Genomic DNA, 23,782 nt, shown 5'->3' on the forward strand with positions numbered 1-23,782 from the left:
CTCCTCCCTCCATGACGCAATGAACACGCGGATGCGACCGAGTTCACGCCTTGAGGACGATCTCGATCACCGGGACGGTAACGTCAGGTCGCCGAACCGGCAGTTCGAGCGTGATCATGCCTTCCGGCACCATCACGCCGATATTGGAATCCACTTCCTTCGTCTGGCTGAGCCAACGCACTTCGCTGGCATCGTGCAGGAACTGCGCATAGGCGATCCTGTCGGCGAGGCCCTCGATATGAATGTGGCGGTAGGGCCAGTTGTAGACATGCAGATAGAGGCGATTGCCGCGCTGGGTATAGCGGCATCCGGCCGGCACCGGCAGTTCCGATGGCCCGGCACCGTAGATGGAGCGGCCGTTGATGGCCATCCAGTTCTGGTAGACCGCAAGCGCATCGACGGCGCGCGCGTCGAAGGTGCCGCGCCCGGTCGGGCCGACATTCATCAGCAGGTTGCCGCCGAGCGCGACGGAATCGATCAGCAGCTGGATGATCTGTTCCGGGCTCTTCCAGCTATCCTCGTCGCGGTGATAGCCCCAGGAGCCGCTGAAGGTGTGGCAGGCTTCCCAGAGCACCCCCTGGCTGGCGATGGCAGGCGCCACGCGCGGCGTATATTGCTCCGGCGTCGTCACATCCGGCAGCTTGCCCGGCGGCAGGTCGAGGCGGTTGTTGACGATGATTTCGGGCTGCAGCTCGCGCACCAGCTCGATCAGCCGCTCGCTTTCCCAATCGGCGCGTCCCTTGCCTGGCAGGCCGTGATATTCGCGGCCGGGATAGCTGAAATCGAACCAGATGATGTCGATGCGGCCGAAACCGGTCAGAAGCTCGCGCACCTGTTCGCGCATATAGGCGGCGTAATTAGCGATGTTGCGGCCGGCGTTCAGCGCCTTGGCGTCGGCATGGTTGCGGAGGGGATGGTGGACGTCGATCGGAAAATCAGGATGGTGCCAATCGAGCAGCGAATAATAAAAGCCGATCTTCAGCCCCTCGGCGCGAAACGCCTCTACCAGCGGCGTCAGCAGATCCCTGCCGCAGGGCGTATTCGTCGCCTTGTAATCGGTAACCTTGCTGTCCCAAAGGCAGAAGCCCTCGTGATGCTTGGTCGTCACCACGACATATTTCATGCCGGCGAGACGCGCCCGGCGGGCCCATTCCTTGGGATCGTAGAGATCGGGATCGAAATTGTCGAAATAGCGCTGGTAATGCTCATCGGTCAGCTCTTCGCGGTTCTTCAACCACTCGTGCCGGGCTCCGAGAGCATAGAGGCCCCAATGGATGAACATGCCAAGGCGATCATGGCTGAACCAGGCGTGCTTGCCCGCCTCTCCCGATACAGAATTTTCCGGCTGGTGTTCCGAACTCGTCACAGGTTTCTCCTCCCTGTTTTCCGGCTCCACACCATATCGAACCGGTTCGGTGACTGAACATCTTCCTTGATGCCCCGCCTGTCAAGCCGATTCCACCACAGCCGCCTATGAAAAGTTTTCCCAGCCATAAAGCGCCATTTCAGAAAAGTCTGTTGCACCGAGAAATAGAAACTGACATAACAAAGCTTTAGAACCGGTTCGATAGACATGACGACCATACGAGATGTCGCGCGCCTCGCGGGAGTTTCGATCTCGACCGTCTCGCTCGCGCTCAACAGCCCGAAGCGGGTCGGCGTCGAGACGCTCGACCGCATCCAGCAGGCGATAAAATCGACCGGTTACCGCATCGATCCGGTGGCCCAGACGCTGGCGCGCGGGCGCAGTTCGCTGATCGGTTTTGTTTCGGCCAATCTCGGCAACATGTTCTTCGGCGATATCCGCCGGGAGATCGAGCATCAGGCGCTCGATCACGGCTATTTCGTCCTGATCGCCGATTCTTCCGGCCGGGCCGAACTCGAACGGGCCTTGCTGGAGCGGATGGAAGCGCAGAAGATCGCCGGCATCGCGCTGGCGACAAACGGCCACGGCGCGGAATACGCGGCGTTCCTGCGCGATTTCAAGACCCCGATCGTGATGTTCGATCAGAAGGTGGAGGGCGCGGCGCGCGATTTCGTCGGCTCCGACAATCCGCTGACGACGACCATTCTGACGGAGCATCTGCTGCAGCTCGGCCACCGGCGCATCGGCTTCATTTCCGGCCCCTCCGGCCTGCATACCGCCGATGAGCGGCTGAAGGGCTTTATGGATACGATGTCCGCCGCCGGCGTGGATATCGACCCCTCGCTGGTGGTCGAAGGCGGCTACACCAGAACCGGCGGCCATGCGCAGGCGATGCGCCTGCTGACGCGGCGCGACCGCCCGACCGCCATCATCGGCGCCAACAACATGATGGGCCTGGCAGCATTGCAGGTGATGCAGGAAATGGGCTTCCGCTGCCCCGACGACGTATCGCTGGCGATGGTCGACGACGTGCCCTGGAGCAACGTCATCACGCCGCGCATCACCATGGTCGTGCAGGATGCGCAGAAGCTCGGCGAACTCGCGGCCCAGCGCCTGCTGGCAAGGATCGCAAGCCCCGAGGCCGCCGCCGAGCCGCCGCAGGATTTTATCCTGACGCCGAGATTCGTGCGCGGGGAGTCGACCAGGCGGCTCTGAGTCCCCTCCCTCGGGCTCTGCTGACTAGGCAAAGGACGAGGTGGGTGCTCAGGCGCTGATACATGCAAGAAGCAGCGTTGCGGCGTGCTGCGAGGCTTGGCCCTTCGGCTGCGCACCTCAGCATGAGGAGCGTCGGATGATGCCGACTAAGGCCAACAAGACGCTCTGCGCCCGGCGACACTCCAGCAAAACAGACAGCGACGATGCCGCTAGTCATTGAAAGATCGGAGGATTTGTCATACATGTGTGATGAATATAGATTCCGCATGCCGCCAATCTTGTCGGCATGCGGATCAAAGCCGGAGCGGGGGTCAAGGCGTGGCTATGCAGGCAAAGGATCGCAGCAGAGGCTCGGGGTCGCTGGTCTCGCAGGTCGGCGAAAGCCTCCGGCAAGCAATCCTCAGCGGCCAGTATGCCGCCGGCGACAAGCTTCCGAGCGAGCATGAACTCACCGAGACGCACAGCGTCAGCCGCACCGTAGTGCGCGAGGCTGTCGCTGCGCTTCGTTCCGATGGACTGGTCGAAGTGCGCCAGGGCGCGGGCATTTTCGTGATCGGCGCCGATCCGTCACTGTCAGGCAGAAAGGTCGACAAGGCCCGCGTCGCCTCCGATCTGGAGGTGCTCGAAATCCGGACGCCTGTCGAAATCGAGGCGGCGGGACTTGCCGCCTTGCGCCGCTCGCCGGCACAAGAGGAGGCGATCTTCGAATGCCACCGGAAAATCCTCCAGCGCATCGAGACCGATCAATCCATCCGCGAGGCGGATCTCGACCTCCATGTCGCGATCGCCGAGGCGACGAACAACCCGCTGTTCAAACACTTCCTGGAATCGCAGGGAACCGTGATCATCCCGCAGTCGCGGCTCGTTCCGGAAACGAGAACCGCCGAGCAGACCGCTTACCGAAAGCTGATCCACAGGGAACACGAAGCGATCGTCATGGCCATCTCCGACAGGGATGATCAGGCCGCGCGCAACGCAATGCGCGAGCATCTGGTCGGCAGCCAGGCCAGATACCGCAACCTGCTGAAGGATCTGCGAAGCTTTACGAGCTGAGGCCTGCCAGAAGCCGGAAATCACCAGCCAACCCGCCATCCGAACGTGGCGTCGGGAACGAACCTGCTGGCCGGTTTGCGCAGCCGCCTTTATTGTGATCGCCTCTGCACCGGCGCGCATCAGCGGGATGCATGGACGGACTGGCTACCCCGTCAGCGGCTGAAAGCTAATTGAAAGCTTCGAGGTCATAGGAAAGGGCAGCATCGTGGAGGAGACACGGTCTAAGTGGCGAGACGACGATGCGGTCACACCACCAGGAGGAGATATCAATGCGTTCTTCACGCAGCCTTTTTCACACCGTCGCTTTTTCCACGCTGCTGACCGCGGCATCCTTTGCTTCAACAGCTGCCCATGCGGCCGACAAGATCACCATCATGGTCGGCGGCTATGAGAAGCAGATCTATCTGCCCGCCAAGCTCGCCGAATCTCTCGGTTACTTCAAGGACGAGGGCCTCGACGTCGAGCTCCTGAACGAAGCTGCCGGCGTCGACGCCGAAAACCAGCTGCTGGCAGGCGCCGTCCAGGGGGTCGTCGGCTTCTACGATCACTGCGTAGACCTGCAGGCTAAGGGCAAATTCGTCGAATCCCTCGTCCAGTTCAGCCAGGCGCCGGGTGAGGTCGAGATGGTCTCGAGCAAGCATCCTGAGATCAAATCGCCGGCCGATTTCAAGGGCAAGACCCTCGGCGTTACCGGCCTCGGCTCGTCCACCAACTTCCTGACGCTCTTCATGGCCTCGAAGGCCGGACTGCAGCCGGGTGACGTCGTCACCGTTCCTGTGGGTGCCGGCGGCACGTTCATCGCCGCCATGCAGCAGGACCAGATCCAGGCCGGCATGACGACGGAGCCGACGATCTCGCGCCTCATCAAAACCGGCGAAGCCAGTGTTCTCGTCGACATGCGGACGGTCGAATCGACCCGAAAGGCGCTCGGCGGCACCTATCCGGCCGCCTCGCTCTACATGGAAACCGCCTGGGTCGACGCGCACAAAGACGAGGCGCAGAAGCTCGCCAACGCCTTCGTCAAAACCCTGCGCTACATCAACACGCATTCCGCAGCCGAGATCGCGGATAAGATGCCGAAGGATTTCTACGTCGGCGACAAGGACGGCTACATCAAGGCTTTGAACGACGGCAAGGGCATGTTCACGCCGGATGGCGTCATGCCCGAAGACGGTCCGAAGACCGTGCTTGCTGTGCTCTCGGAATTCTCCAAGAACGTCAAGGGCAAGCAGATCGACCTCTCCAAGACCTACACGACGGAATTCGTCAAGAACGTCAAGTAAGTCAGTCGCGCCGCTCCCGGCTCCCAAGCGGGAGCGGCCTCCGTTCGATCATGGGCTTTGCGTGCGCGCCCTCAAGCACGCCTCGGGTATTACCATGCAACAGGACAACAAACAGATCCCCGCGATCGAGCTGATCAATGTCAGCCGGCGCTTCGTCTCGCCGACCGGAAAATCACTGACCGCGCTGCGCGATTTCAACATGACGGTCGCCCGCGGTGAGTTCGTCGCCGTCGTCGGCCCCACCGGCTGCGGCAAATCGACGACGCTCAATCTCGTAACGGGCCTGGCACGCCCCTCCGCCGGCGAAGTCCGCCTGATGGGCGGGCCGATCACCGGCATCGATCCGCGGGTCGGCTTCGCCTTCCAGACCGACGCGTTGTTCCCCTGGAAGAACGTCATCGACAACGTCATGGCCGGGCCGCTGTTCCGCGGCAAGTCTCGCACCGAGGCAGAAAAGATGGCCCGCGGCTGGCTGGCGCGCGTCGGCCTGTCGAAGTTTCTCCACCACTATCCCCATCAGCTGTCGGGAGGCATGCGCAAGCGCGTCTCGCTGGCGCAGACCTTCATCAACGAACCGGAAATCCTGCTGATGGACGAGCCCTTCTCGGCGCTCGACGTGCAGACCCGCACCGTCATGCACGAGGAGCTCCTCAATCTCTGGGCGGAGCGAAAGGCTTCTGTGGTCTTCGTAACCCATGATCTCGAAGAGGCCGTGGCGCTCGCCGACAAGGTTTATGTGCTCACAGCCGGCCCCGCCACGGTTAAGTCGGTCTACACGATCGATCTTCCCCGCCCGCGCGTCGTGTCGGAGATCCGCTACGAGCAGAACTTCATCGATTATTGCAAGACGATCTGGGAGGACCTCCGCGAAGAGGTCGAGACCAGCTACCGCCGCGCAAGCGAAGCGGCTTGAGAGGAGGATATCATGGCACATACCACTTTCGAGGCCGGTTCCGCCGCGCTGTTTCGCCCGGGCACATCAGATGCCGAGATCGAAGCCTCCGCGCTGAAGGCAATACGCCGGCGCAATACGCTCGTGCGTTTCTGGCAGATCGCCATCCTGGTCTTCGTGATCGGCATGTGGGAGCTCTCCTCCAACATGCAGTGGATCGATCCGTTCTTCTACTCAAGCCCGAGCGGCGTTCTTCAGCGTCTCTACGAATGGGCAACCGAGGGCACCACCGAAGGGTCGCTCTGGTATAATCTCTGGGTGACGATGGAGGAGGCGCTGATCGGCTTCTTCGCCGGCTCGATCACCGGCGTCTTCGTCGGCATCGGCCTCGGCCGCAACCGCTTCCTGTCGGACATCTTCTCCGTTTACATCAAGGCGATCAACTCGATCCCCCGCGTGGTGCTTGCCCCGATCTTCATCATGATCATGGGTCTCGGCCTGCCCTCCAAGGTCGCGCTTGCCTTCATCATGGTATTCTTCGTCGTCTTCGCCAACGCCTTTCAGGGTGTACGCGAGGCCGACCGCAACATGATCGCCAATGCCCGCATTCTCGGCGCCTCGGACTGGCAGGTGACCCGCACGGTGGTCATTCCCTCGGCGATGAGCTGGATCTTCGCCAGCCTGCACGTCTCCTTCGGCTTTGCGATCATCGGCGCGATCGTCGGCGAATTCGTCGGCGCGCGCTTCGGCATCGGTCAGCTTATCTCGATCGCCAAGGGCACGTTCGACGCGGCCGGCATGTTCGCGGCGATCCTGCTCGTCATGGTCGTCACGCTCGTTGCCGAATTCATCATGACGGTGATCGAGAACCGCCTGGCGAAATGGCGCCCGCAGCAGCACATGGATACGCAGTAATACGATCGACCTCCTCCCAAGGCAGATCGAAGAGAAGGCCGGGCATCATGCCCGGCCTTCTGCATTTGATGCGCTTCAGGTTCACGTGAGCGGAAGCCGCACGGTCACGACGAGGCCGCCGCCTTCAGCTTCGCCGAGCGAGACTGAACCGCCAGCGCCTTCGACGACTTCCCGGACGATCGCCAGCCCCAAGCCGCTGCCTTCCGCTTCGGTCCCCATGATCCGGTAAAATCGTTCGAAAACCTGTTCGCGCTCCCCGCTCGGAATACCTGGCCCGTTGTCTTCGACGGTTACGATGGCATGCCTATCGGCCTGCCCCACCGCAACAGTCACCCGTCCATTCGCCCGAGTATAGCGGATCGCGTTGTCGACGAGGTTGACCAGCATCTCCCGCAACATCGTCCCGTCGCCTTCGACGATGACGGGGCCGTCCGCTTCCAGACCGACGTCGATGTTGCGCCTCAACGCCTCTTCGGCATGCGCTTCCAAGATCTCGCGGGCGGCCTTGCTGAGGTCGGCCGCATCGCTGCGCGGGCGCCGGCTTCCGGGCTCGGCCCGTGACAAGGTCAGGAGCTGGCTGGCGAGGCGCGATATCTGCCGCGTGCTGGTGCGAAGGGCAAAAAGCGCCTCGTCGCGGCGGGCCGCATCGGCTTCGCGGGCCGCCACGCTTGCCTGGGTCGAAATCAGCGCCAGGGGCGTTCTCAGTTGATGGGCGGCATTCGATACGAACCGCCGCTGCGCGGCCATCTGGCTTTGGACACGCTCCATATAGTCGTTGAGCGCATGAACGAGCGGCTGCAGTTCGCTCTGCACCATCTCGGGCGGCAGCGGATCGAGACGGTTGCGGCCGCGCTGGCGCACGGCGTCCCGCAGTCGGAGAGCCGGGGCGAGGCCGCGTTGGAGCCCGAGGATGGTCATCAGGCTTGCAACGAAGACGAGCACGAACTGCTTGGAGAAGTCCGAAAGCCACAGCTGCCTTCGCATCGCGTACTGGCTGTTATGGGTCACGGCGACAGTGACCGAGATGGTGCCGTCATCAGGAAGACCGACGACGGGATGGTCGAGCATCATGACGCGCACATTGGCGCCATGGAATGCGCGATCCTCACCTACCCGTTGGACAGTCGGCAACGGCAAATCGGGAAAGCCGCTCACCAGACTGCCCCAGGCGGTGATCACCTGATAGGAGACCCGGTCACCGAAACCCGTATCGAACATCTCGAGCGCTGCCGGCGGCACGTCCACCTGAACATTGCCGCCCTCGTCGACGCGGACGGCCTCGGCGATGACGCGGGCCGAGGCCAGAAGCGTTCGATCCGTCACCAGCTTCGCCGTCGCATCCGCCGTCCAGAAGCTGTCGTAAAGATTGAAGCCGATCGCGCCGAGAAGGGTCAGCAGTACCCAGCAGAGCAACTGTACTCTCAGGCTCCGGCTGAGCCGCGCAATCGTCGCGCCGGCCTTTATGACGATGCTATTCGACATGTCTGAGGAGATAACCGAGCCCGCGCAGCGTCGCGATTTGAACCGAGCTGCTTTCGAGCTTCTTTCTGAGCCGGTGGACGTAGATTTCGATGGCGCTCGGATCCGCCTCGTCGTCGAAACCGAACACGCTTTCGGAAAGAGCGGCTTTCGACACCGTGTTGCCCAGCTTCATGACGAGCTGTTCAAGAACGGCATATTCTCGCGGCGTCAGCTGCAGCAGCTCGTCCGCGACGAAAAACTGCCGCGTTCCGCCGGAAAAACGCAGGTTGCCGACGGTGATCTCGGACGATGCGCGATCCTGTCCGCGGCGCACCACCGCGCGGATTCTCGCTTCGAGCTCGGCAATTTCGAAGGGCTTGGCGAGATAGTCGTCGGCGCCACTGTCGAGCCCCGCCACACGGCCGTCCAAGCTTGCATTCGCGGTCAGGATGATCACCGGAAGCTTGTTTCCCGACTGCCTTAGCCGCTTCAAAAGCGTCAATCCGTCAAGCTTGGGCAGCGCAAGGTCGAGGATCATCGCCGAATACTCGGCCACCTTGAGCATATGCTCGGCATCCTCGCCGTCATGGGCGATATCGATAGCATATTGCGCCTGCCGCAGGGCTTTGCCCAGCCAGGCCGCCAGATCCTTGTTGTCCTCCACCACAAGCAGTCTCATCCATCCCCCTTAGCACGGGCAGACGGTCTGGCGGAAGCGCGACACGGGTGGTTCTAGGCGTGCTCGGCCTCGCCCTCGACGGCAACGGCTGCGAAGTTCCGGTCTCCGGCCATCGGCACCTCCGTTCCCCAGATTTCGATCTGCGTCAGCGCCGGAAAGGGCGAGCCGTCCTCCGCCTTGATCAGGCGGTGCAGCTCCACCCATTCGACGATGCAGGGTTCTATGGAAAAGCCTTGCGCAGCACCGGACTTCACCAGCGGAAAGGAGCAGCTCCCGCCGTTCGAGAAGGTGACGCTGGCTTTCTCCCACCAGGAATCATGCGGGAAGTCCGCCCGGAGGTAGAAGACAATCTCATCGATGCGGACGGGCCGGCCGAATTCCACCGTCAGCGCGGCTTCAGGATCTCGATTGATGCCCCAGCTGGTATAGGGCCAAAAGCCATGATCGTCGTTGGCCTTTTCGCCATCGATGGCGTTGCGCGCGGCAAAGACGGCCTCACCCCGGGTTTCGACATTCGCGCGCGCATGCGGAAACAGCGTCCGATTGGCGTGATCGTCCCAGGGGTTCAGGGCGAGATTACGCCGCTGGGCAATCTCGTCGGGCCGCGCGCTTCGGACCGAAAGCCGATGAATATCGCCCCTGAAGGCGTTCGGCGAATAGGGTTTACGCTTGTCGCCGAACGGCACGGCGAGGCAATAATCGCATCCCTTCATATAGACCGGGCCGGGTTGATTCGCGCTGTCCAGCGCCAGAAAGATATGTCCGGGTTCGGACGCCTCCACGACTACGCAGTCGCCCTCGCGATAGCTCTGCCGATAGACCAGAAACGTCTCGCCCTGCCCCGTGGCGCTTGCCAGCACGAAGCCATCGGCATCCATGATCTTCAGCGTCAATTCCATGCTCGCCCTCCTCAGGCTAGACGATCCGCAATCTCAGAAGCTTGCCGGCAAACGGCAGGCGCAGCCGGTAGAGCTTCTCGGGCCAGGCCGCTTTCAGCCTGATGTCATCAACGTCGATCTCGTCGATCTCGATCGACCCGGCGCCATCGACGGAAATGCTGCCGAGATCGGCGAGATTGATCCGGCCGGGGGCAACGGTCGGCGCCACACATGTCATCAGCGACAGGACGGCCGGCTTGCCGCCGTCATAGGTATCGACGATCTCGACATGGCGACCCCGTTTCAGGGAGACCGTGCGCCGATAGCTGCGCACATTCGCTTCCGGGGGATAGGCGCCTGATATATCGAGAGAGATGCGCGCCTCGCTGTCGCCGAAATCGAAATCGACATCGCCGGCGCCGAAGGCTTCGCCGGCGGACTGCATGACGCCTTCGAAGGTCGGCAGATTGTGATAGGCCGATTGCATCGTCCATATTTCGTAACGCCGCGGCGAAAAGGTTTTTGCCGTGTAGGTCTCGACGCCGACGTCGATCAGGAAGGGTCGGCCGTTCTTGTAGAGCGTGAGGCTGCCGACATCGTTGTGATTGTGGCCTTCGCCGTTGTTGCCGGCCTTGACCGCGAGCGAAAATTGCCCGTCGCGGGCGATGAACAGGCCGATGCCGGGATAAAAGATATCCCGGCCGGATGCCGGCTGCGGTTCGGCGGCGGGGATCGTATGACCGACCAGCAGCTCCTGAACGCGGTACCAGAGGTTCCATTCGCCGGGCAGGTGCGGGGTCTCGGCTGCCGCCCGGTCGGCTGCGGCGAACGTCGCCAGCATCTCCGAACCAACAGACTTGCCGAACAGGTATTCCCGTAGGCTGCAAGGCTCGACCACCGCGGAGGAATCCGCGAAGTTGAAATAATGGCGGCCGGCAACATGCATGTTGGCGATGTATTCGGCCATATTGCGGATCTTCGGCTGCTGCCAGATCCCGTCGAACAGGCCGGGCGCCACGCTATCGAGCACGGTCAGCGCGCCGTTCAGGCAGAGTGCGGCATGGCGATAATAGACGACGCCCTCTTCGCAGGCCCCGTCCTCGGCATAATCCTTAAGGAATGCATCGAGACTGCCGAGCGCTTTTTCGACCACGGCGCGGCGTGTAGGCTTGTCGGTCTTGAGCGAGAAGGTGGTTAAAAGAACATTCTGGGTAATCCAGGCCGTCCAATTGTTCATCCGCTCCTCGCCGCTGCCCATCCACCAGAAATGCCGGCCGAGATAGGGTGTCAGGATGCGGGTCTCGATCTCGCGTTCCACACGCGCCGCAATCTCCGCGCTGATGCCGTCGAGCGCATCGCCGAGCAGGGCGACGATCGTCGCCAGAAGGGCTGCCGTTTCGGCCGCGAAGAGATCGACAACCGGCTGCGAAGTGTCGGGAAGCGGCAAACGCGGGCCGCCGCGCCCATAGGCATTATGCGCCGGAAGCTGCCAGCCGCTCTCCTCGGCAATCAGGAAGATGCCGTCGACGATCTTCGGCAGGAACCGCCCCCCCGCTTCCAAGAGTTCGGCTAGCACAAGATCATTGAGCATCCGCCGACGGGTGAAATAAAGCGCCTCGAAGTGCGAGCGGTTGCCGGTCTGCGTGTACTCCCGGTAATCGGAGGCAGTGATGAGAGGCCAGGCGCGCGCAAATGTGGCTTCGGCATCGCGCACGACCACATCCCGCGCAGTCTGCGGCACCGCGTTCCATCTCTCACGGTCGGAGTAGGTAGATCCCGGCGTGAAATCGCCGAGGACGTCCGGCAGCTTCTCTGAAATCTCGCTGAACATGTCCCTCCCCGCATTGGAAAAGCCTCGATGGCGGCATCGGCCTGATGCTCACCTATCATATGTTTTTGGCGCTCGCCATAAAATTTGTATGATCTATTCAGAACTTGTTTGACCAATACCGGAGATGTGCTATGTCCTTGGCAGGAGGAAGAACAGGCGGCGCCCGCGCGCCCAAACGGCTCTGGATTGAAGTTGGAGAATCCTGGAAGCCGCCAGCCGCAGAATGCCCGTCCAGGAGGAAGCATCGGTGTCCATATCGAATTCGGTCATCTCTAGGGATGGCGCCCCGGCCGTGGCCCGCCGGAAGGTCACCGTCCTGTCCAAGCGCCAGCGCAAGGTCCGCAATGCGCTCGTCGCCTATTCGTTCATCGCGCCGAACTTCCTCGGCTTCGCCGTCTTCACGCTCGGCCCGATCCTCTTCGCCTTCGCGCTTGCCTTCATGCATTGGGACGGCTCGAACGCGATCACCTTCGCAGGCCTCGACAACTTCTGGCGGCTCTTCGAGGACAAGGCCTTCATCGCGGCGTTCTGGAACACGATCATCTACACGGCTGCCTCGGTGCCGGCGACGCTCCTTTGCGCGCTCGGTCTCGCCGTTCTTCTCAACCAGAAGATCGTGGGACGGAATTTCTTCCGCACGGCAATGTTCTTCCCCTATGTCGCCTCGCTGGTCGCCGTCGCCGTCGTCTGGAACATGATCTTCAACCCCGAGATGGGGCCGGTGAACATGATCCTTTACACGCTCGGCCTTGACCCCAAGAACATGCCAGGATGGTCGGCCGACCGCCACTGGGCGATGGTGACGGTGATCCTCTTCGGCATCTGGAAGAACATGGGCTATTACATGGTCATCTATCTGGCCGGCCTGCAGGGCATCAATTCGGAGCTCTATGAGGCCGCCGATCTCGATGGCGCCAATTCCTGGCAGAAGTTCATCCATGTCACGGTGCCGCAGCTCGGGCCAACGACCTTCTTCGTCACCGTCATGCTGACGATCCAGTCCTTCAAGGTGTTCGACCAGATCTACATGATCACCCAGGGCGGACCCGGCACCTCGACGCTCGTCCTCGTCTACCACATCTACAACGAGGCCTTCATTTCCTGGGATCTCGGCTATTCCAGCATGGTTGCGCTCGTTCTGTTCTTCCTCGTGCTCGCCGTCACCGTCTTCCAGTTCCGGCGCCAGAGGGAGGATGGTGAATGAGGATCGCAGGACGCAAGGTGACCCTCAAATCGGTCCTCCTCTATGCGATCGTCATCACGGTGACGGTTGTCATGCTGATGCCCTTCGCCTGGATGCTCTCGGCATCCCTGAAGCTCAGCCGCGACGTCTTCGCCTTCCCGATCGAGTGGATACCGTCCGAGCCGCAATGGCATAACTACGTCGATATCTGGACGAAGATCCCGCTTGCGCTCTTCATCTACAACACCTCGAAGCTGACGATCATCGTCACGCTGCTGCAACTTTTGACCTCCAGCTTTGCCGCCTACGCCTTCGCCAAGCTGAATTTCCCCTACAAGAACACCCTGTTCCTCGGCTACATCGCCACCATCGCCATGCCCTGGCAGGTCTATATGGTGCCGCAATTCCTGCTGATGCGCGAATTCGGCCTCAACAACACCCATCTGGCACTGATCTGCCTGCAGGCTTTCACCGCCTTCGGCGTCTTCCTGATGCGGCAGTTCTACATGTCGATCCCGACCGAGCTCTGCGAGGCGGCCCGCATCGACGGCATGAACGAGTACCAGATCTGGGCGCGCATCATGCTGCCGCTGTCGAAGCCCGCGCTCTCGACACTGACGATCTTCACCTTCGTCACCACCTGGAACGATTTTCTCGGGCCGATGATCTACCTGACCAAGACCGAGCTGAAGACCGTCCAGATCGGCCTTCGCATGTTCATCTCGCAATATTCGGCCGAATACGGGCTCATCATGGCGGCCTCTGTCGTCGCCCTCATTCCGGTTCTCGTCGTCTTCCTCTCTCTCCAGCGCTTCTTCGTCGAGGGTATCGCCTCGACCGGACTGAAGGGTTAAATCCATGAACGCCGTCTCGTCCGTCGCCCCGCAGCCGATCACCGACCAGGAGGTCAAAGCCGCGCTCGATCTTGCCGTCGGGCAGATCAGGCGCAACCTTCCCGCCTTCACCCATGCCTCGCAGAACCATTCAAGCGTCGGAAATTTCTATCCCGCGGTGGCGAACGACCAATGGACCGCGGGTTTCTGGCCCGGAGAGCTGTGGCTCGCTTTCGAGCACAGCGGCGAGGCGGTTTTCCGCGATGCCGCGCAGATCCAGGTCCAATCGTTCCTGCATCGGATCGTGAACCGCATCGAGACGGATCATCACGACATGGGCTTTCTCTATTCGCCCTCCTGCATCGCCGCCTGGAAGCTTGTCGGAGATGAGGATGGCCGCAGGGCCGCCATCCTGGCAGCCGACCAGTTGATCGAGCGTTTCCAACCCGTCGGCCAGTTCATCCAGGCCTGGGGCCGCAAGGGGGTGGCGGAAGAATACCGCTACATCATCGACTGCTTGCTGAACCTGCCGCTTCTCTACTGGGCGAGCCGCGAGACCGGCGATCCGAAATATCGCGAGATCGCTCTCATTCACGCCCGCACCACGCTCGCCAATTCGGTTCGGCCGGACGATTCCACCTATCACACCTTCTACATGGACCCGGTCACGGGAGCGCCGGTGCGCGGCGCCACCAAGCAAGGTTACAGGGACGACAGCGCCTGGGCGCGCGGACAGGCCTGGGCCATCTCGGGAATGGCGCTCTCCTATCGCTATGAGCGGATCGAGGAATACCGCCAAACCTTCGACCGGCTGCTCGCCTTCTATCTCAACCGGCTGCCGGCCGACATGGTGCCCTATTGGGATCTCGTCTTTTCGGACGGCGACGGCGAGCCGCGCGACAGCTCGTCGGCGTCGATCACCGCCTGCGGCCTTCTGGAAATGGCCGATCTCGTCGAGCCGGAACCGGCCGCACGCTATCGCACCCTGGCGCGCCGCATGATGAAGAGCCTTGCCGATCACTACGCGGTCAAGGACCCAGCCGTCTCCAACGGCCTGGTGCTGCACGCCACCTATTCGAAGAAATCGCCGTTCAACACCTGCCGCGGCGAGGGTGTCGATGAATGCGTCTCCTGGGGAGATTATTATTACATGGAAGCTTTGACGCGCCTTTCGCGCAGCTGGTCTTCCTATTGGTGAATTCAGGAGGACCCGATGGCCAGCATTTCGCTTAAAGAGCTGAACAAATCCTACGGCGCGCTCACCGTCGTCCACGACATCGACCTCGAAATCGCTGACAAGGAATTCATCATCCTGGTCGGCCCCTCCGGCTGCGGTAAATCGACGACGCTGCGGATGATCGCCGGCCTCGAGGAGATATCGGGAGGAGAGCTCAAGATCGGCGGCGACGTCATGAACGACGTTCCCTCCAAGGATCGGGATATCGCCATGGTTTTCCAGAACTATGCGCTGTACCCGCATATGACCGTCTACAAGAACATGGCTTTCGGTCTGCAGCTGAGGAAGGTGTCGCGCGACTTCATCGATGCCCAGGTGCAGGACGCCGCCAGGATCCTCGACATCTCTCATCTCCTGAACCGCAAGCCGAAGGCGCTTTCGGGCGGGCAGCGCCAGCGCGTCGCGCTCGGCCGTGCGATGGTGCGCAATCCGGCGGTCTTCCTTCTCGACGAGCCGCTTTCCAATCTCGATGCCAAACTGCGCGGCACGATGCGTTCGGAAATCACCAAGCTGCACAAGCGCCTCAACGCCACCTTCATCTACGTCACCCACGACCAGGTGGAGGCCATGACCATGGCGGACCGGATCGTCGTCATGAAGGACGGGCACATCCAGCAGGTGGATACGCCGCAGAACCTCTACGACCGTCCCGTCAACATGTTCGTCGCCGGCTTCATCGGCGCGCCGCAGATGAACATGCTGCCCTCGACCATTTTGCGCCGGGACGACGGCTATATCGCCGTCTTCGACGGCCGGGAACTGCCGCTGCCCGCCCATTTCGACAAGGGCAGGATCGCCCCCTACGAGGGCCGCGAACTGGTGCTTGGCATCCGTCCGGAGAATTTCCACGAGCTGCCGCCGGCCGACATCGCACCGGAGAACCTGGCGCCCCTCAAGGCGGTCGTCGAACTGGCCGAGCCCATGGGCTCGGAAGTGCATCTGAACATGGTGGCAGGCGGGCGCAATCTCATCGCCCGCGTCTCGCCGCGCTACCGGCCTGATATCGGCGAGGAGGCGACGCTGGTCGCCGATATGACCAATGCGCAGCTGTTCGACAAGGAAACGGAACGCTCGATTCTATACTGAGGCGCCTGCGGGAGACGGCTATGCAGTGGTTGCGGGACATGTGGACGAGGGAGGGACCGGGCATTGCGAAGGATGCGCCGAAGAGGACCGGCCTTGCTCTGTTCGCCGAGATCCTCGTCCGCGAATGGTGGGAGATGGTCAAGCTGAACATCCTCTTCATCCTGGCCGGCCTCTTCCTCGTGACGCTGCCGGCAGCCCTCGCCGCCATGGCCCGGGTCTCGGTCGCCTTGGTGGAAGATCGCAACACCTATCTGCTGCGGGACTTCACGGAAGCCTTTCTGCGCTACTTCTGGCGCGCCACCGCCTGGGGCCTGGCGTTGAGCGGCGCGCTTGCAATCGGTATCCATGCGATTGTCACCTATGCCGCCGGCGCACGCGACAATCTGTTGCTGAGCGCACCACTGACGATCGCCCTCGTCGCCACCGCTTTCATCGCGGTCCTCGCCTGCCATCTCATCGTTCTCATGGTGATGCGCGATCTGCCGGCTTCTAGGCTGCTGCGCCTCGCCGCGCTCGCCTCGGTCATCCGCCCGCTCCCGGCGCTAGCCGCGCTCGCCTTCGCCGCCAGCCTGTGGCTGGCGCATATCCTCTTCTATCCGGTTTCGGTGTTCATGCCGGCAACCTTCAATTTTTCACTCGGAATGTTCGCCGTCGCATTCGGCGTCCATCGGGCGGCGGTGACGGTTCTAGACCTGCCAAACGCAACGCAGCCGCACCGCGAACCGCATGCACGAGACGCTTCATAAAACAACTGATCCAGAGATGATCCAGGGAAGGAGAACGGGAATGTATTTGGATAAATTCGGGAGGACGATGAGACTTGCCTTGGCAGGTTTCACCTTGGCCGCAACGACTGCCGGCGCAGCGCTTGCTGAGGACGCTGTGACGCTCAAATGGGCTTTGTGGGACTGGGACAAAACCGCCTATTACAAGCCGCTGATCGAGGCCTATCAGGCCAAACACCCCAACGTGAAGTTCGAGCCGATGGACCTCGGCTCGCAGGACTATCAGCAGATGATCTCGACGCAGCTGACCGGCGGCTCCAAGGATATCGACATCGTCACCATCAAAGATGTGCCGGGCTACACCAACCTGGTGCGCGCCGGCAACATCGCCGATCTCAGCAGCTTCGTGAAGGATCAGAAGATCGACCCGGCTCCCTATGGCGGCCTGATCGAGGAACTGACCATCGACGGCAAGGTCTATTCGCTGCCGTTCCGCTCCGACTTCTGGATCGTCTATTACAATAAAGACATATTCGACAAAGCAGGCGTCCCCTACCCTACCAATGACATGACCTGGGCGCAATTCGACGCGACTGCCGAGAAGCTTACCGGCGGCATGGGCACCAACAAGACCTACGGCGCGCTCCTGCATACCTGGCGGTCGACCGTTCAGCTGCCCGGCGTCCTCGACGGAAAACACACGCTGGTCGACGGCGACTACGACTTCCTCAAGCCCTGGTACGATAGGGCGCTCACCCTGCAGAAGGATGGGGCGATTCCCTCCTACGCCTTCCTGAAGACGTCAAACACGCATTATTCGGCGCTCTTCTTCAACGGCACGATCGGCATGCTGCCGATGGGAACCTGGTTCGTCGGCACCCAGATCACCAAGGTGAAATCGGGTGAATCGAAGAGCAAGAACTGGGGCATCGTCAAGTTCCCGCATCCCGATGGCGTCGCGGCCGGGACAACGGCCGCGCAGATCTCCGGGCTGGCGGTCAACGCCAATTCCGACCACAAGGATGCAGCTCTCGATTTCATCAAGTTCGTCACCGGTCCTGAGGGCGCTGATGTCATCGCGTCGACGGGCACCTTCCCCGCGCTCAAGACGGATGACGTCAGCGCCAAGATCGCGGCAACGCCCGGCTTTCCTGAGGATGCCGCCAGCAAGGAGGCGCTGAAGCCGTTGAAAACCTACCTTGAGATGGCGGTCAACCCGAACGCCGCCAAGATCGAGGTGGTGCTCAACCGTGTGCATGACGCGATCATGACCGACAACACCTCCGTCGACGACGGGTTGAAGGAAATGACCGAAGGCGTGAAGGCCATCAAGTAGGCCCACGAGATATCGACGGCCGCGGGTTACCATCCGCCCGCGGCCGATCGGGTTTTCCATGAATTTCGAGCTGACAATGATATATGATCCCGCCCGGGCCAATCCGCTTTTCGGCAATCCCCTGAAGACACGCGACGACCTCTCCAAGGCCGTCATCGATCTGTTCGAACCGCTGCTGCCGTATTTTTCCGAAGGCGGCGCTCGTGTGCGCCTCGGTGCAGCCGGCGCGATCTTCGACCGGGCAGCGGCGGATCTGGAAGGATTTGCGCGGCCGCTCTGGGGAATTGTTCCGCTCGCTGCCGGCGGCGGTGCGTTCCCGCATTGGGAGCTCTATCGGCGCGGGCTCGCAAACGGCACCAATCCTGCTCATCCCGAATATTGGGGCGATCTTACCGACCGCAATCAGCGGCTGGTCGAGCTCGCCGCCGTCGGCTTCGCCCTGGCGCTTGTCCCCGAGCATATCTGGGAACCGCTTGACGACAGCGATAAGAAGACGGTCGCTGCCTATCTTCTCAGAGCGCGCGAGCTGGAATTCATCGACAACAACTGGAAATTCTTTCGTGTGCTCATCGATCTCGGGCTGGAACGCGTAAGCGTGGCGTTCGATCACCGGAAAACCCTCGCCTATCTCGAAGAACTGGAAGCTTTCGACCTCGGGGAAGGCTGGTATCGCGACGGACCGGTCCGGCGGGTCGATCATTACATTCCCTTCGCCATGCATTTCTATGGCCTGATCTATGCGGTGCTGGCGCGCGGCGACGAGGCGCGCAAGCAGCGCTTCCGCCATCGCGCCGAAATCTTCGCCCGGGATATCCGCCACTGGTTCGGCCCTGATGGCGCCGCCCTTGCTTTCGGCCGCAGCCAGACCTACCGTTTCGCCGCCGGCGGCTTCTGGGGCGCGCTTGCCTTTGCCGGCCTCGAGGCGCTGCCCTGGGCCGAGATCAAGGGCTACTACATGCGCCATATCCGCTGGTGGTCGGCGCTGCCGATCGCCGACCGGGATGGCGTTCTCTCCATTGGCTACGGCTACCCGAACCTGCTGATGAGCGAGAGCTATAACTCTCCCGGCTCGCCCTATTGGGCGCTGAAATTCTTCCTGCCGCTCGCCCTTCCTCAGGATCACCCTTTCTGGGCGGCCGAAGAAGCGCCGCAGCCGGAATTCTCAGAGCCGGTGGCTTTGAAGCCGGCGGGCATGGTCGCCATGCATACGCCGGGAAATGTCGTCGTGCTCTCCTCCGGCCAGCAGCACGACAAGATGCGCGGCGCAAACGAGAAATATTCGAAATTCGTCTACTCCACCCGCTACGCCTTCAATATCGAAGCCGACGACCGCAATTTTGCCGCCGCGAGCTTCGACGGCACGCTCGGCCTCTCCGACGACGGCGTCCATTTCCGCATGCGGGAATCCCTCGAAGAGGCGTTGATATCGGGCGACCTGCTCTATTCGCGCTGGCGCCCCTGGAACGATGTCGCCATCGAGACCTGGCTCATTCCCGCAAACCCCTGGCACATCCGCATCCACCGCATAACCACGCCGCATGGGCTCAGTACCATAGAAGGTGGTTTTGCGATCGAACGCGCCGATTTCAATGCCGATCGATCCGAACAGGCGGAAGGCCGGGCCGTCTGGTACGGGCAGACGGATGTCAGCGCCATCGTGGATCTGTCATCCGGTCCGAGGGCCGGGCATACGATGAGCCCGATCCCGAACACCAACCTCGTCCATGCCAAGACCCTGCTGCCGCAGTTGCGCGGCGAACTCGGCCCGGGAACCACCGTGCTCGTCACCGCGGCGATGGCCCTGCCCAGCCGCGAGAACTGGGCAGAGGCGCTCGGCAATCCGCCGGCCCGTCCGGATCTTGACGAGCTGGAGCGGCACTTCGGTGAGAACGGCGTGCGCGTGCCGGCCTTTGATCTTCAGTCTTAGCTCGGGATCGGGCGCCCTTCGGGGCCTATTGCAGCGGCACAATCATTCGCTGCGGGGAGTGGCGCGATGACGCTGTCCGCGCGCCAGCTCGACAAAACGGCGCTTGACTTCGTCGAACAGCGCCGGCGGCAGCGGGCCCAATAACCGCTCTCATTGTCGAGCGGCCGAGCGTCCGGCCCCGGCCAAACAAAGCGATTGCTTTCCGTCAGTACGATGCACGATCGCTCGTCATCCAGCCCAAGACGCCGTTTCGTGGCGGCCGGGATTTCAACCGCATCAGCCGGATCGAACGGTGGCGAATGGGTCACCGGCAGCACTCGCACGATCGGCACTTCATCGTCCAGCGCGGTGACGATCGCAAGCACCAGGGCCGAACGATCCTTGTCGCCCTCCTCTCGACCTTCGAGATGCTGCCAATGCCAGAGATAAGAATAGCGGAAAAACCAACCAACCTTCGGCTCAGTCGGAAGCATGCTTATTCATTAGTTCGGAATCCAAATGCTCAAGCCCCGGCCCCATCTGCGACGCTTCGATCGCCGCAAGCTCTTCATCGCCGAGGGTCGTCGTCAGGTCGACACGACGATCGCGTTTCGTGAAACGGAGATAGTCTTCATAGGCTATCAATACCGTCCGCGGCCGACCGTTCTTTGTAATAATCACCGGCTCACGTACAGCCGCATCCTGATAGGCACCAAAATTCTTGGACACGGCAGCGGCCGTGACTGTGGATGTCATTCGGATCACCTATTTTCCGTAATATACGGGATTTCCGGATTTTTTGAGTTGAGATCGGATGCCGACTGCTTTTCACACAGTGCGGCGACCGGTAGCGTCACCAAATTAGGGCGGCCACGTCGACTCCAAGTACGCCGTTTAGCTATGATGCGATCCGTTCAGTATCGTAAGTTTCAGCGATCTGCCGCGCCAATTCTGCCATTTGATCGTCCGGTATCTGCAGAACGCCATGCTCACCCATCAACGCATGGTATTGCTGCTTTTCAAGCGGCACGCCCGAAGGCAGGGGAACGACGTGAAAATGTAAATGGCTATTGGCTTGCTGACTGCCGAGTGAAAGCACATAAATTCGCTCGGCGTCGAACACCCTTTTGAGGGCGCGCGACAAGATGTGAACCTTCTCCTACAATCGAAGATATTCGTCTGTCGATATGTCTCGCGCCAGATCCTCCCGGTGCTCCCTCGGACTGACAAGGCAATAACCAGGAAGGGTCGGATATTTGCTCAGGAAGATGATGGTCTCATCGTCCTCGAAAATGCGATGATGAAAGCAAGCGGGGTCGTTGTTGACCAAGCCGCAGATAAAGCATGGCCTTGTTTCACTGCCGCGCACATAGGCCTTGAGATCAAATGGTACGCGTTCGATCATTGCTGACCCTCTCGTGCGCGCTTCGATTGTCGATGATACGTCGACCGATATTGCCATGGTATCCCAAAATCCGTCACGATCCTTCAGATTTGGCGAGTTCTATGTATTTATCTCGCGCGCCATTAATATTTTCGGATTACTTATAATAATCATACTGACCCCCTTAATTCATAGTTTAGCTCTCCTTAAATGCAATATTATTTAAGTGAAATCCAGCCTGCCCCAGTGGTATACTCCGACTTCATTTCGGAGTCATGGGAGGAGGATGCGATGCCTACCGTAATGGTCTGCCACAACGTCAAAGACACGAAACACTGGCTCGCCTCGCCTGTTCGCAAGCAGGTGCTGGAACCCGTCGGCGTCACGAATATTCGCACCTTTACAGACCCTCAAACGCCCAACCGCGTTGGTTTGGTGATGGAGGTCGCAGACATACAAAAGTTGATGGCCTTCATGCAGACTAAGACCGCGGCCGATGCGATGGCGAGTGACGGCGTCCTACCGGAGACCATGATGATCCTGGTTCAATCGTAACACACATCTCAACGGGACTTGGCAATGCAGCGCGGGCAACGCGGGAGGATGATATGACCACTCTATTCGTGAGGCACGAGGTCTCCGACTACGCCACATGGCGCAAGATATACGATGCGTTTGATCAGGTGCAAAAGGCCAATGGCGTTACGGCGCAAGCCGTCTACCGGGCCACTGACAATCCCAACGACATTACCGTCACGCACGAGTTCGCCACACTGGAAGCAGCTCAGGCCTTCGGCAAGCTCGAAGAGCTGAAGACGGCCATGCGCAACGGAGGCGTGCTCGGCACTCCGACCGTGTGGTTTGCCAATAAAACGTGAGATGGGGCAAACGACTGCAGCCGCTCTCGGCGCATGACTTGAAGTCGGGTCGTACGCGCTCTTCCGAGCGCTCCTATTGCCCGCTCCTCAGATCGCGCAGGAGATCCAGGCCGCGCTGGTATTTCTCCGTGTTCTTGCTGGCCTGTTCGGCCTGGCGAAGATTGTCTTCGAGGTCGGCCTGCTTGACCGGCAGCGCCAGCGGGTTTGACGCCGCGCGTCTGACAAAGTCGTCGTCCGCCTCGTCGGGCCGCCGTGTCAAGGCATCCACCGCGGAGATGATCGCCGGCGGAAAGCCTTCCTCCCTCAGCCTGTCGAGCGTCCACCCGTTTCCCTTCTCGGCGACGTCATGAAGGTAGGCGACCGTTCGCGTCTCGTCGCCGGAAACGAGAAGGGCTACCCGCTGGCAGTGCTCGAAGTACGGCCGGTCGGTCTTATCAGCCTGCCCTTCATGCGCCTCGAGAGCGATCTGGATGGCGTGATCGAGATGCTGAATCCGATTAAGGCCCTTCAGTCTTCCTGATCTTCCGCTGGGAGGACGGCTTTTCGCCTGTGGTCACCTCGATATCGGGCACGGAAGTCAGGGCGGCCCGGCCAAGCCTTGGTGGCGGCCGATCGAGGTCGCCGCTCTCACCGGCGCCTTGAAGCAGCGCCGCATCATCCCTATCGTCTTCATCGAGCAGGTCCTGCAGGGTCTCATGCTCATCGTCGCCAGCCAGTTCATCGCAGGCTTGCAGCCAATGGCGCTGGTCCGCACCATCAGGGCGGCCCTCGGCCTCCCAGATTTCATAGGCACGGCGGCGTATCTGCTCGTGCTTGTCTATAGCCATGATCTCCTCCAACACATTTCAATGAGCCGTTCAGGGCGTGTTGATGGTTGGAAGAAAATCCTCCACCTGTTTACGGTCATGTTTTGAAAGCGTCTCTACCCGTTCCGTCCAGAACCGTTCGGCCTCGGGCGGATCTCGATCCCATTGGCGGACTTCGGTGATATTGTCGTCAATCTTGGACCGGCGGCGCCCGCCGAGGCTAAGATATTCCTTCGCGAGCTTCAGGCTTGGAGTTTCGGTGTTGCTGTCGCCGTCTGTCTCAGGCCTTACGGTGCTGCGGACATTCTCCAATGTCCTTCGGCGATCCTTCTCGGCATCTCGCGTGTCGGCGGAGCGCGCGTCGTCGGTACCGCTTTCCGGCGGCACAACGGATCTGGACGTCATAGCGGTCCTCCTTCCATTCATGCAAAGGATGTTGTGATCCGATAACCCTCGCGGGTAGCGAGAGTTCCCGCCTATGGCAAATGATTTGAACGGAGGATCAACCGGAGCACTCGGCCGGCCGTCAGTGGACGGCCATGCTCACCATGCGATAGGGGTGCACGGCCTCGAACTGCGAGATCATCGCCGTTGCCTGCAGCAGCACGCGCTCGGCATTCTCAGGATCGTCGCGGGCGAGTTCGTCAGCGTTGACGCGGATCGCTTCGGCCATGTTGTTGGAAATTTCTGCAAACTGCATATTGCCCTCGACAAGGGCCTCACGTGCCGTGTCTTCCAGCGTACGAGCGATGTCGACGAAGATTTCCTCGCGTTCCTCGATGCTGAGGTCCTTGATGATATTGGTCATCTCTTCCATATCGCGCACTCCCAAAAG

At 61.1% G+C, this 23,782-nt stretch carries 24 protein-coding genes and 2 pseudogenes; 14 read left to right on the forward strand and 12 right to left on the reverse strand.

Translation table 11 applies throughout. The features are described from left to right. Nucleotides 1-43: 43 nt before the first annotated feature. Entirely contained in the window at nt 44-1,366 is a 1,323-nt protein-coding gene (locus K6N12_RS04510) for an alpha-L-fucosidase (RefSeq protein WP_097628097.1), read from the reverse strand. 207 nt (nt 1,367-1,573) lie between these two features. Here K6N12_RS04510 and K6N12_RS04515 point away from each other — a divergent pair, with 207 nt between their 5' ends. The 5 genes from K6N12_RS04515 to K6N12_RS04535 all read left to right on the forward strand — a co-directional run bounded on the left by K6N12_RS04515 (nt 1,574) and on the right by K6N12_RS04535 (nt 6,724). After that, nucleotides 1,574-2,581, forward strand: a complete 1,008-nt coding sequence (locus K6N12_RS04515; RefSeq protein ID WP_131710486.1) for a LacI family DNA-binding transcriptional regulator — start codon at nt 1,574-1,576, stop codon at nt 2,579-2,581. 324 nt (nt 2,582-2,905) lie between these two features. Further along, nucleotides 2,906-3,634, forward strand: coding sequence for a FadR/GntR family transcriptional regulator (locus K6N12_RS04520; RefSeq protein WP_097628100.1), 729 nt, complete (start codon nt 2,906-2,908; stop codon nt 3,632-3,634). 269 nt (nt 3,635-3,903) lie between these two features. Further along, nucleotides 3,904-4,917, forward strand: coding sequence for an ABC transporter substrate-binding protein (locus tag K6N12_RS04525; RefSeq protein ID WP_097628101.1), 1,014 nt, complete (start codon nt 3,904-3,906; stop codon nt 4,915-4,917). A gap of 94 nt (nt 4,918-5,011) precedes the next feature. Continuing rightward, nucleotides 5,012-5,830: an ABC transporter ATP-binding protein gene (locus tag K6N12_RS04530; RefSeq protein ID WP_222148769.1), complete on the forward strand. Its 819-nt coding sequence runs from the start codon at nt 5,012-5,014 to the stop codon at nt 5,828-5,830. Nucleotides 5,831-5,842: 12 nt separating this feature from the next. Beyond that, nucleotides 5,843-6,724: an ABC transporter permease gene (locus K6N12_RS04535; RefSeq protein ID WP_097628103.1), complete on the forward strand. Its 882-nt coding sequence runs from the start codon at nt 5,843-5,845 to the stop codon at nt 6,722-6,724. A gap of 81 nt (nt 6,725-6,805) precedes the next feature. Here K6N12_RS04535 and K6N12_RS04540 read toward each other — a convergent pair whose 3' ends face one another. The 4 genes from K6N12_RS04540 to K6N12_RS04555 are packed head-to-tail and all read right to left on the reverse strand — an operon-like array spanning nt 6,806 to nt 11,573. Continuing rightward, on the reverse strand, nt 6,806-8,206 hold the full coding sequence (locus tag K6N12_RS04540; protein ID WP_222148770.1) for a sensor histidine kinase: 1,401 nt from the start codon (nt 8,204-8,206) through the stop codon (nt 6,806-6,808). Then, nucleotides 8,196-8,864 (reverse strand): response regulator, encoded by a 669-nt coding sequence (locus tag K6N12_RS04545; RefSeq protein ID WP_097628105.1) that lies wholly within the window; start codon nt 8,862-8,864, stop codon nt 8,196-8,198. Before K6N12_RS04545 ends, K6N12_RS04540 begins: the two co-directional genes overlap by 11 nt. Before the next feature lie 53 nt (nt 8,865-8,917). Continuing rightward, complete coding sequence (locus tag K6N12_RS04550; protein ID WP_097628106.1) at nt 8,918-9,763, reverse strand: discoidin/SUN/FTP domain-containing protein; 846 nt, start codon at nt 9,761-9,763, stop codon at nt 8,918-8,920. Between the two features lie 16 nt (nt 9,764-9,779). Continuing rightward, nucleotides 9,780-11,573 (reverse strand): heparinase II/III domain-containing protein, encoded by a 1,794-nt coding sequence (locus K6N12_RS04555; RefSeq protein WP_097628107.1) that lies wholly within the window; start codon nt 11,571-11,573, stop codon nt 9,780-9,782. 223 nt (nt 11,574-11,796) lie between these two features. On the opposite strand from K6N12_RS04555, the gene K6N12_RS04560 reads away from it, so the two are divergent. The 7 genes from K6N12_RS04560 (at nt 11,797) to K6N12_RS04590 (ending at nt 19,900) form a co-directional block, all read left to right on the forward strand. Next, complete coding sequence (locus K6N12_RS04560) at nt 11,797-12,777, forward strand: carbohydrate ABC transporter permease (protein ID WP_210295846.1); 981 nt, start codon at nt 11,797-11,799, stop codon at nt 12,775-12,777. Then, nucleotides 12,774-13,610, forward strand: coding sequence for a carbohydrate ABC transporter permease (locus K6N12_RS04565; RefSeq protein WP_097628108.1), 837 nt, complete (start codon nt 12,774-12,776; stop codon nt 13,608-13,610). Before K6N12_RS04560 ends, K6N12_RS04565 begins: the two co-directional genes overlap by 4 nt. A gap of 4 nt (nt 13,611-13,614) precedes the next feature. Then, nucleotides 13,615-14,787 (forward strand): glycoside hydrolase family 88 protein, encoded by a 1,173-nt coding sequence (locus tag K6N12_RS04570; protein ID WP_018245935.1) that lies wholly within the window; start codon nt 13,615-13,617, stop codon nt 14,785-14,787. A 15-nt stretch (nt 14,788-14,802) separates the two neighbouring features. Beyond that, nucleotides 14,803-15,912, forward strand: a complete 1,110-nt coding sequence (locus K6N12_RS04575; protein ID WP_018245936.1) for an ABC transporter ATP-binding protein — start codon at nt 14,803-14,805, stop codon at nt 15,910-15,912. Between the two features lie 20 nt (nt 15,913-15,932). Next, entirely contained in the window at nt 15,933-16,658 is a 726-nt protein-coding gene (locus tag K6N12_RS04580; RefSeq protein WP_097628109.1) for a DUF624 domain-containing protein, read from the forward strand. A gap of 40 nt (nt 16,659-16,698) precedes the next feature. Further along, on the forward strand, nt 16,699-17,973 hold the full coding sequence (locus K6N12_RS04585) for an ABC transporter substrate-binding protein (protein ID WP_047620768.1): 1,275 nt from the start codon (nt 16,699-16,701) through the stop codon (nt 17,971-17,973). A 76-nt stretch (nt 17,974-18,049) separates the two neighbouring features. Continuing rightward, on the forward strand, nt 18,050-19,900 hold the full coding sequence (locus K6N12_RS04590) for a DUF2264 domain-containing protein (RefSeq protein ID WP_097628148.1): 1,851 nt from the start codon (nt 18,050-18,052) through the stop codon (nt 19,898-19,900). 42 nt (nt 19,901-19,942) lie between these two features. Here K6N12_RS04590 and K6N12_RS04595 read toward each other — a convergent pair. The 3 genes and pseudogenes from K6N12_RS04595 to K6N12_RS04605 all read right to left on the reverse strand — a co-directional run bounded on the left by K6N12_RS04595 (nt 19,943) and on the right by K6N12_RS04605 (nt 21,284). Then, nucleotides 19,943-20,373 (reverse strand): annotated as a pseudogene (locus K6N12_RS04595) (plasmid maintenance toxin (PemK-like)). Further along, the gene (locus tag K6N12_RS04600) at nt 20,360-20,635 is read right to left on the reverse strand and encodes a type II toxin-antitoxin system Phd/YefM family antitoxin (RefSeq protein WP_097628110.1); all 276 of its coding nucleotides are present in this window, start codon (nt 20,633-20,635) and stop codon (nt 20,360-20,362) included. The pseudogene K6N12_RS04595 and the gene K6N12_RS04600 overlap by 14 nt, the downstream one beginning before the upstream one ends. A 142-nt stretch (nt 20,636-20,777) precedes the next feature. Further along, nucleotides 20,778-21,284, reverse strand: a pseudogene (locus tag K6N12_RS04605) (HIT family protein). Between the two features lie 270 nt (nt 21,285-21,554). On the opposite strand from K6N12_RS04605, the gene K6N12_RS04610 reads away from it, so the two are divergent. After that, nucleotides 21,555-21,818, forward strand: coding sequence for a hypothetical protein (locus K6N12_RS04610; protein WP_097628112.1), 264 nt, complete (start codon nt 21,555-21,557; stop codon nt 21,816-21,818). A gap of 53 nt (nt 21,819-21,871) precedes the next feature. After that, nucleotides 21,872-22,141, forward strand: a complete 270-nt coding sequence (locus tag K6N12_RS04615; protein WP_097628113.1) for a cyclase — start codon at nt 21,872-21,874, stop codon at nt 22,139-22,141. A 73-nt stretch (nt 22,142-22,214) separates the two neighbouring features. Here the strand turns inward: K6N12_RS04615 and K6N12_RS04620 are convergent, their stop codons facing one another. The 4 genes from K6N12_RS04620 to K6N12_RS04635 form a co-directional block, all read right to left on the reverse strand. Further along, nucleotides 22,215-22,634, reverse strand: a complete 420-nt coding sequence (locus K6N12_RS04620) for an HD domain-containing protein (RefSeq protein ID WP_097628114.1) — start codon at nt 22,632-22,634, stop codon at nt 22,215-22,217. Nucleotides 22,635-22,638: 4 nt separating this feature from the next. Continuing rightward, nucleotides 22,639-22,968, reverse strand: a complete 330-nt coding sequence (locus K6N12_RS04625) for a DUF2934 domain-containing protein (RefSeq protein ID WP_097628115.1) — start codon at nt 22,966-22,968, stop codon at nt 22,639-22,641. 30 nt (nt 22,969-22,998) lie between these two features. Continuing rightward, nucleotides 22,999-23,352, reverse strand: coding sequence for a hypothetical protein (locus tag K6N12_RS04630; RefSeq protein ID WP_097628116.1), 354 nt, complete (start codon nt 23,350-23,352; stop codon nt 22,999-23,001). Nucleotides 23,353-23,473: 121 nt separating this feature from the next. Continuing rightward, nucleotides 23,474-23,764, reverse strand: a complete 291-nt coding sequence (locus tag K6N12_RS04635) for a hypothetical protein (protein WP_097628117.1) — start codon at nt 23,762-23,764, stop codon at nt 23,474-23,476. Between the last annotated feature and the right edge of the window lie 18 nt (nt 23,765-23,782).

The organism is Rhizobium redzepovicii, assembly GCF_019793435.1.
GTDB lineage: Bacteria > Pseudomonadota > Alphaproteobacteria > Rhizobiales > Rhizobiaceae > Rhizobium > Rhizobium redzepovicii.

Bases quoted from the DNA above. Each gene is read 5' to 3' on its own strand.
- K6N12_RS04515 (WP_131710486.1), top strand. From the start codon at position 1,574: ATGACGACCATACGAGATGTCGCGCGCCTCGCGGGAGTTTCGATCTCG.
- K6N12_RS04520 (WP_097628100.1), top strand. From the start codon at position 2,906: ATGCAGGCAAAGGATCGCAGCAGAGGCTCGGGGTCGCTGGTCTCGCAG.
- K6N12_RS04525 (WP_097628101.1), top strand. From the start codon at position 3,904: ATGCGTTCTTCACGCAGCCTTTTTCACACCGTCGCTTTTTCCACGCTG.
- K6N12_RS04530 (WP_222148769.1), top strand. From the start codon at position 5,012: ATGCAACAGGACAACAAACAGATCCCCGCGATCGAGCTGATCAATGTC.
- K6N12_RS04535 (WP_097628103.1), top strand. From the start codon at position 5,843: ATGGCACATACCACTTTCGAGGCCGGTTCCGCCGCGCTGTTTCGCCCG.
- K6N12_RS04540 (WP_222148770.1), bottom strand. From the start codon at position 8,206: ATGTCGAATAGCATCGTCATAAAGGCCGGCGCGACGATTGCGCGGCTC.
- K6N12_RS04545 (WP_097628105.1), bottom strand. From the start codon at position 8,864: ATGAGACTGCTTGTGGTGGAGGACAACAAGGATCTGGCGGCCTGGCTG.
- K6N12_RS04550 (WP_097628106.1), bottom strand. From the start codon at position 9,763: ATGGAATTGACGCTGAAGATCATGGATGCCGATGGCTTCGTGCTGGCA.
- K6N12_RS04555 (WP_097628107.1), bottom strand. From the start codon at position 11,573: ATGTTCAGCGAGATTTCAGAGAAGCTGCCGGACGTCCTCGGCGATTTC.
- K6N12_RS04560 (WP_210295846.1), top strand. From the start codon at position 11,797: ATGCCCGTCCAGGAGGAAGCATCGGTGTCCATATCGAATTCGGTCATC.
- K6N12_RS04565 (WP_097628108.1), top strand. From the start codon at position 12,774: ATGAGGATCGCAGGACGCAAGGTGACCCTCAAATCGGTCCTCCTCTAT.
- K6N12_RS04570 (WP_018245935.1), top strand. From the start codon at position 13,615: ATGAACGCCGTCTCGTCCGTCGCCCCGCAGCCGATCACCGACCAGGAG.
- K6N12_RS04575 (WP_018245936.1), top strand. From the start codon at position 14,803: ATGGCCAGCATTTCGCTTAAAGAGCTGAACAAATCCTACGGCGCGCTC.
- K6N12_RS04580 (WP_097628109.1), top strand. From the start codon at position 15,933: ATGCAGTGGTTGCGGGACATGTGGACGAGGGAGGGACCGGGCATTGCG.
- K6N12_RS04585 (WP_047620768.1), top strand. From the start codon at position 16,699: ATGTATTTGGATAAATTCGGGAGGACGATGAGACTTGCCTTGGCAGGT.
- K6N12_RS04590 (WP_097628148.1), top strand. From the start codon at position 18,050: ATGATATATGATCCCGCCCGGGCCAATCCGCTTTTCGGCAATCCCCTG.
- K6N12_RS04600 (WP_097628110.1), bottom strand. From the start codon at position 20,635: ATGACATCCACAGTCACGGCCGCTGCCGTGTCCAAGAATTTTGGTGCC.
- K6N12_RS04610 (WP_097628112.1), top strand. From the start codon at position 21,555: ATGCCTACCGTAATGGTCTGCCACAACGTCAAAGACACGAAACACTGG.
- K6N12_RS04615 (WP_097628113.1), top strand. From the start codon at position 21,872: ATGACCACTCTATTCGTGAGGCACGAGGTCTCCGACTACGCCACATGG.
- K6N12_RS04625 (WP_097628115.1), bottom strand. From the start codon at position 22,968: ATGGCTATAGACAAGCACGAGCAGATACGCCGCCGTGCCTATGAAATC.
- K6N12_RS04630 (WP_097628116.1), bottom strand. From the start codon at position 23,352: ATGACGTCCAGATCCGTTGTGCCGCCGGAAAGCGGTACCGACGACGCG.
- K6N12_RS04635 (WP_097628117.1), bottom strand. From the start codon at position 23,764: ATGGAAGAGATGACCAATATCATCAAGGACCTCAGCATCGAGGAACGC.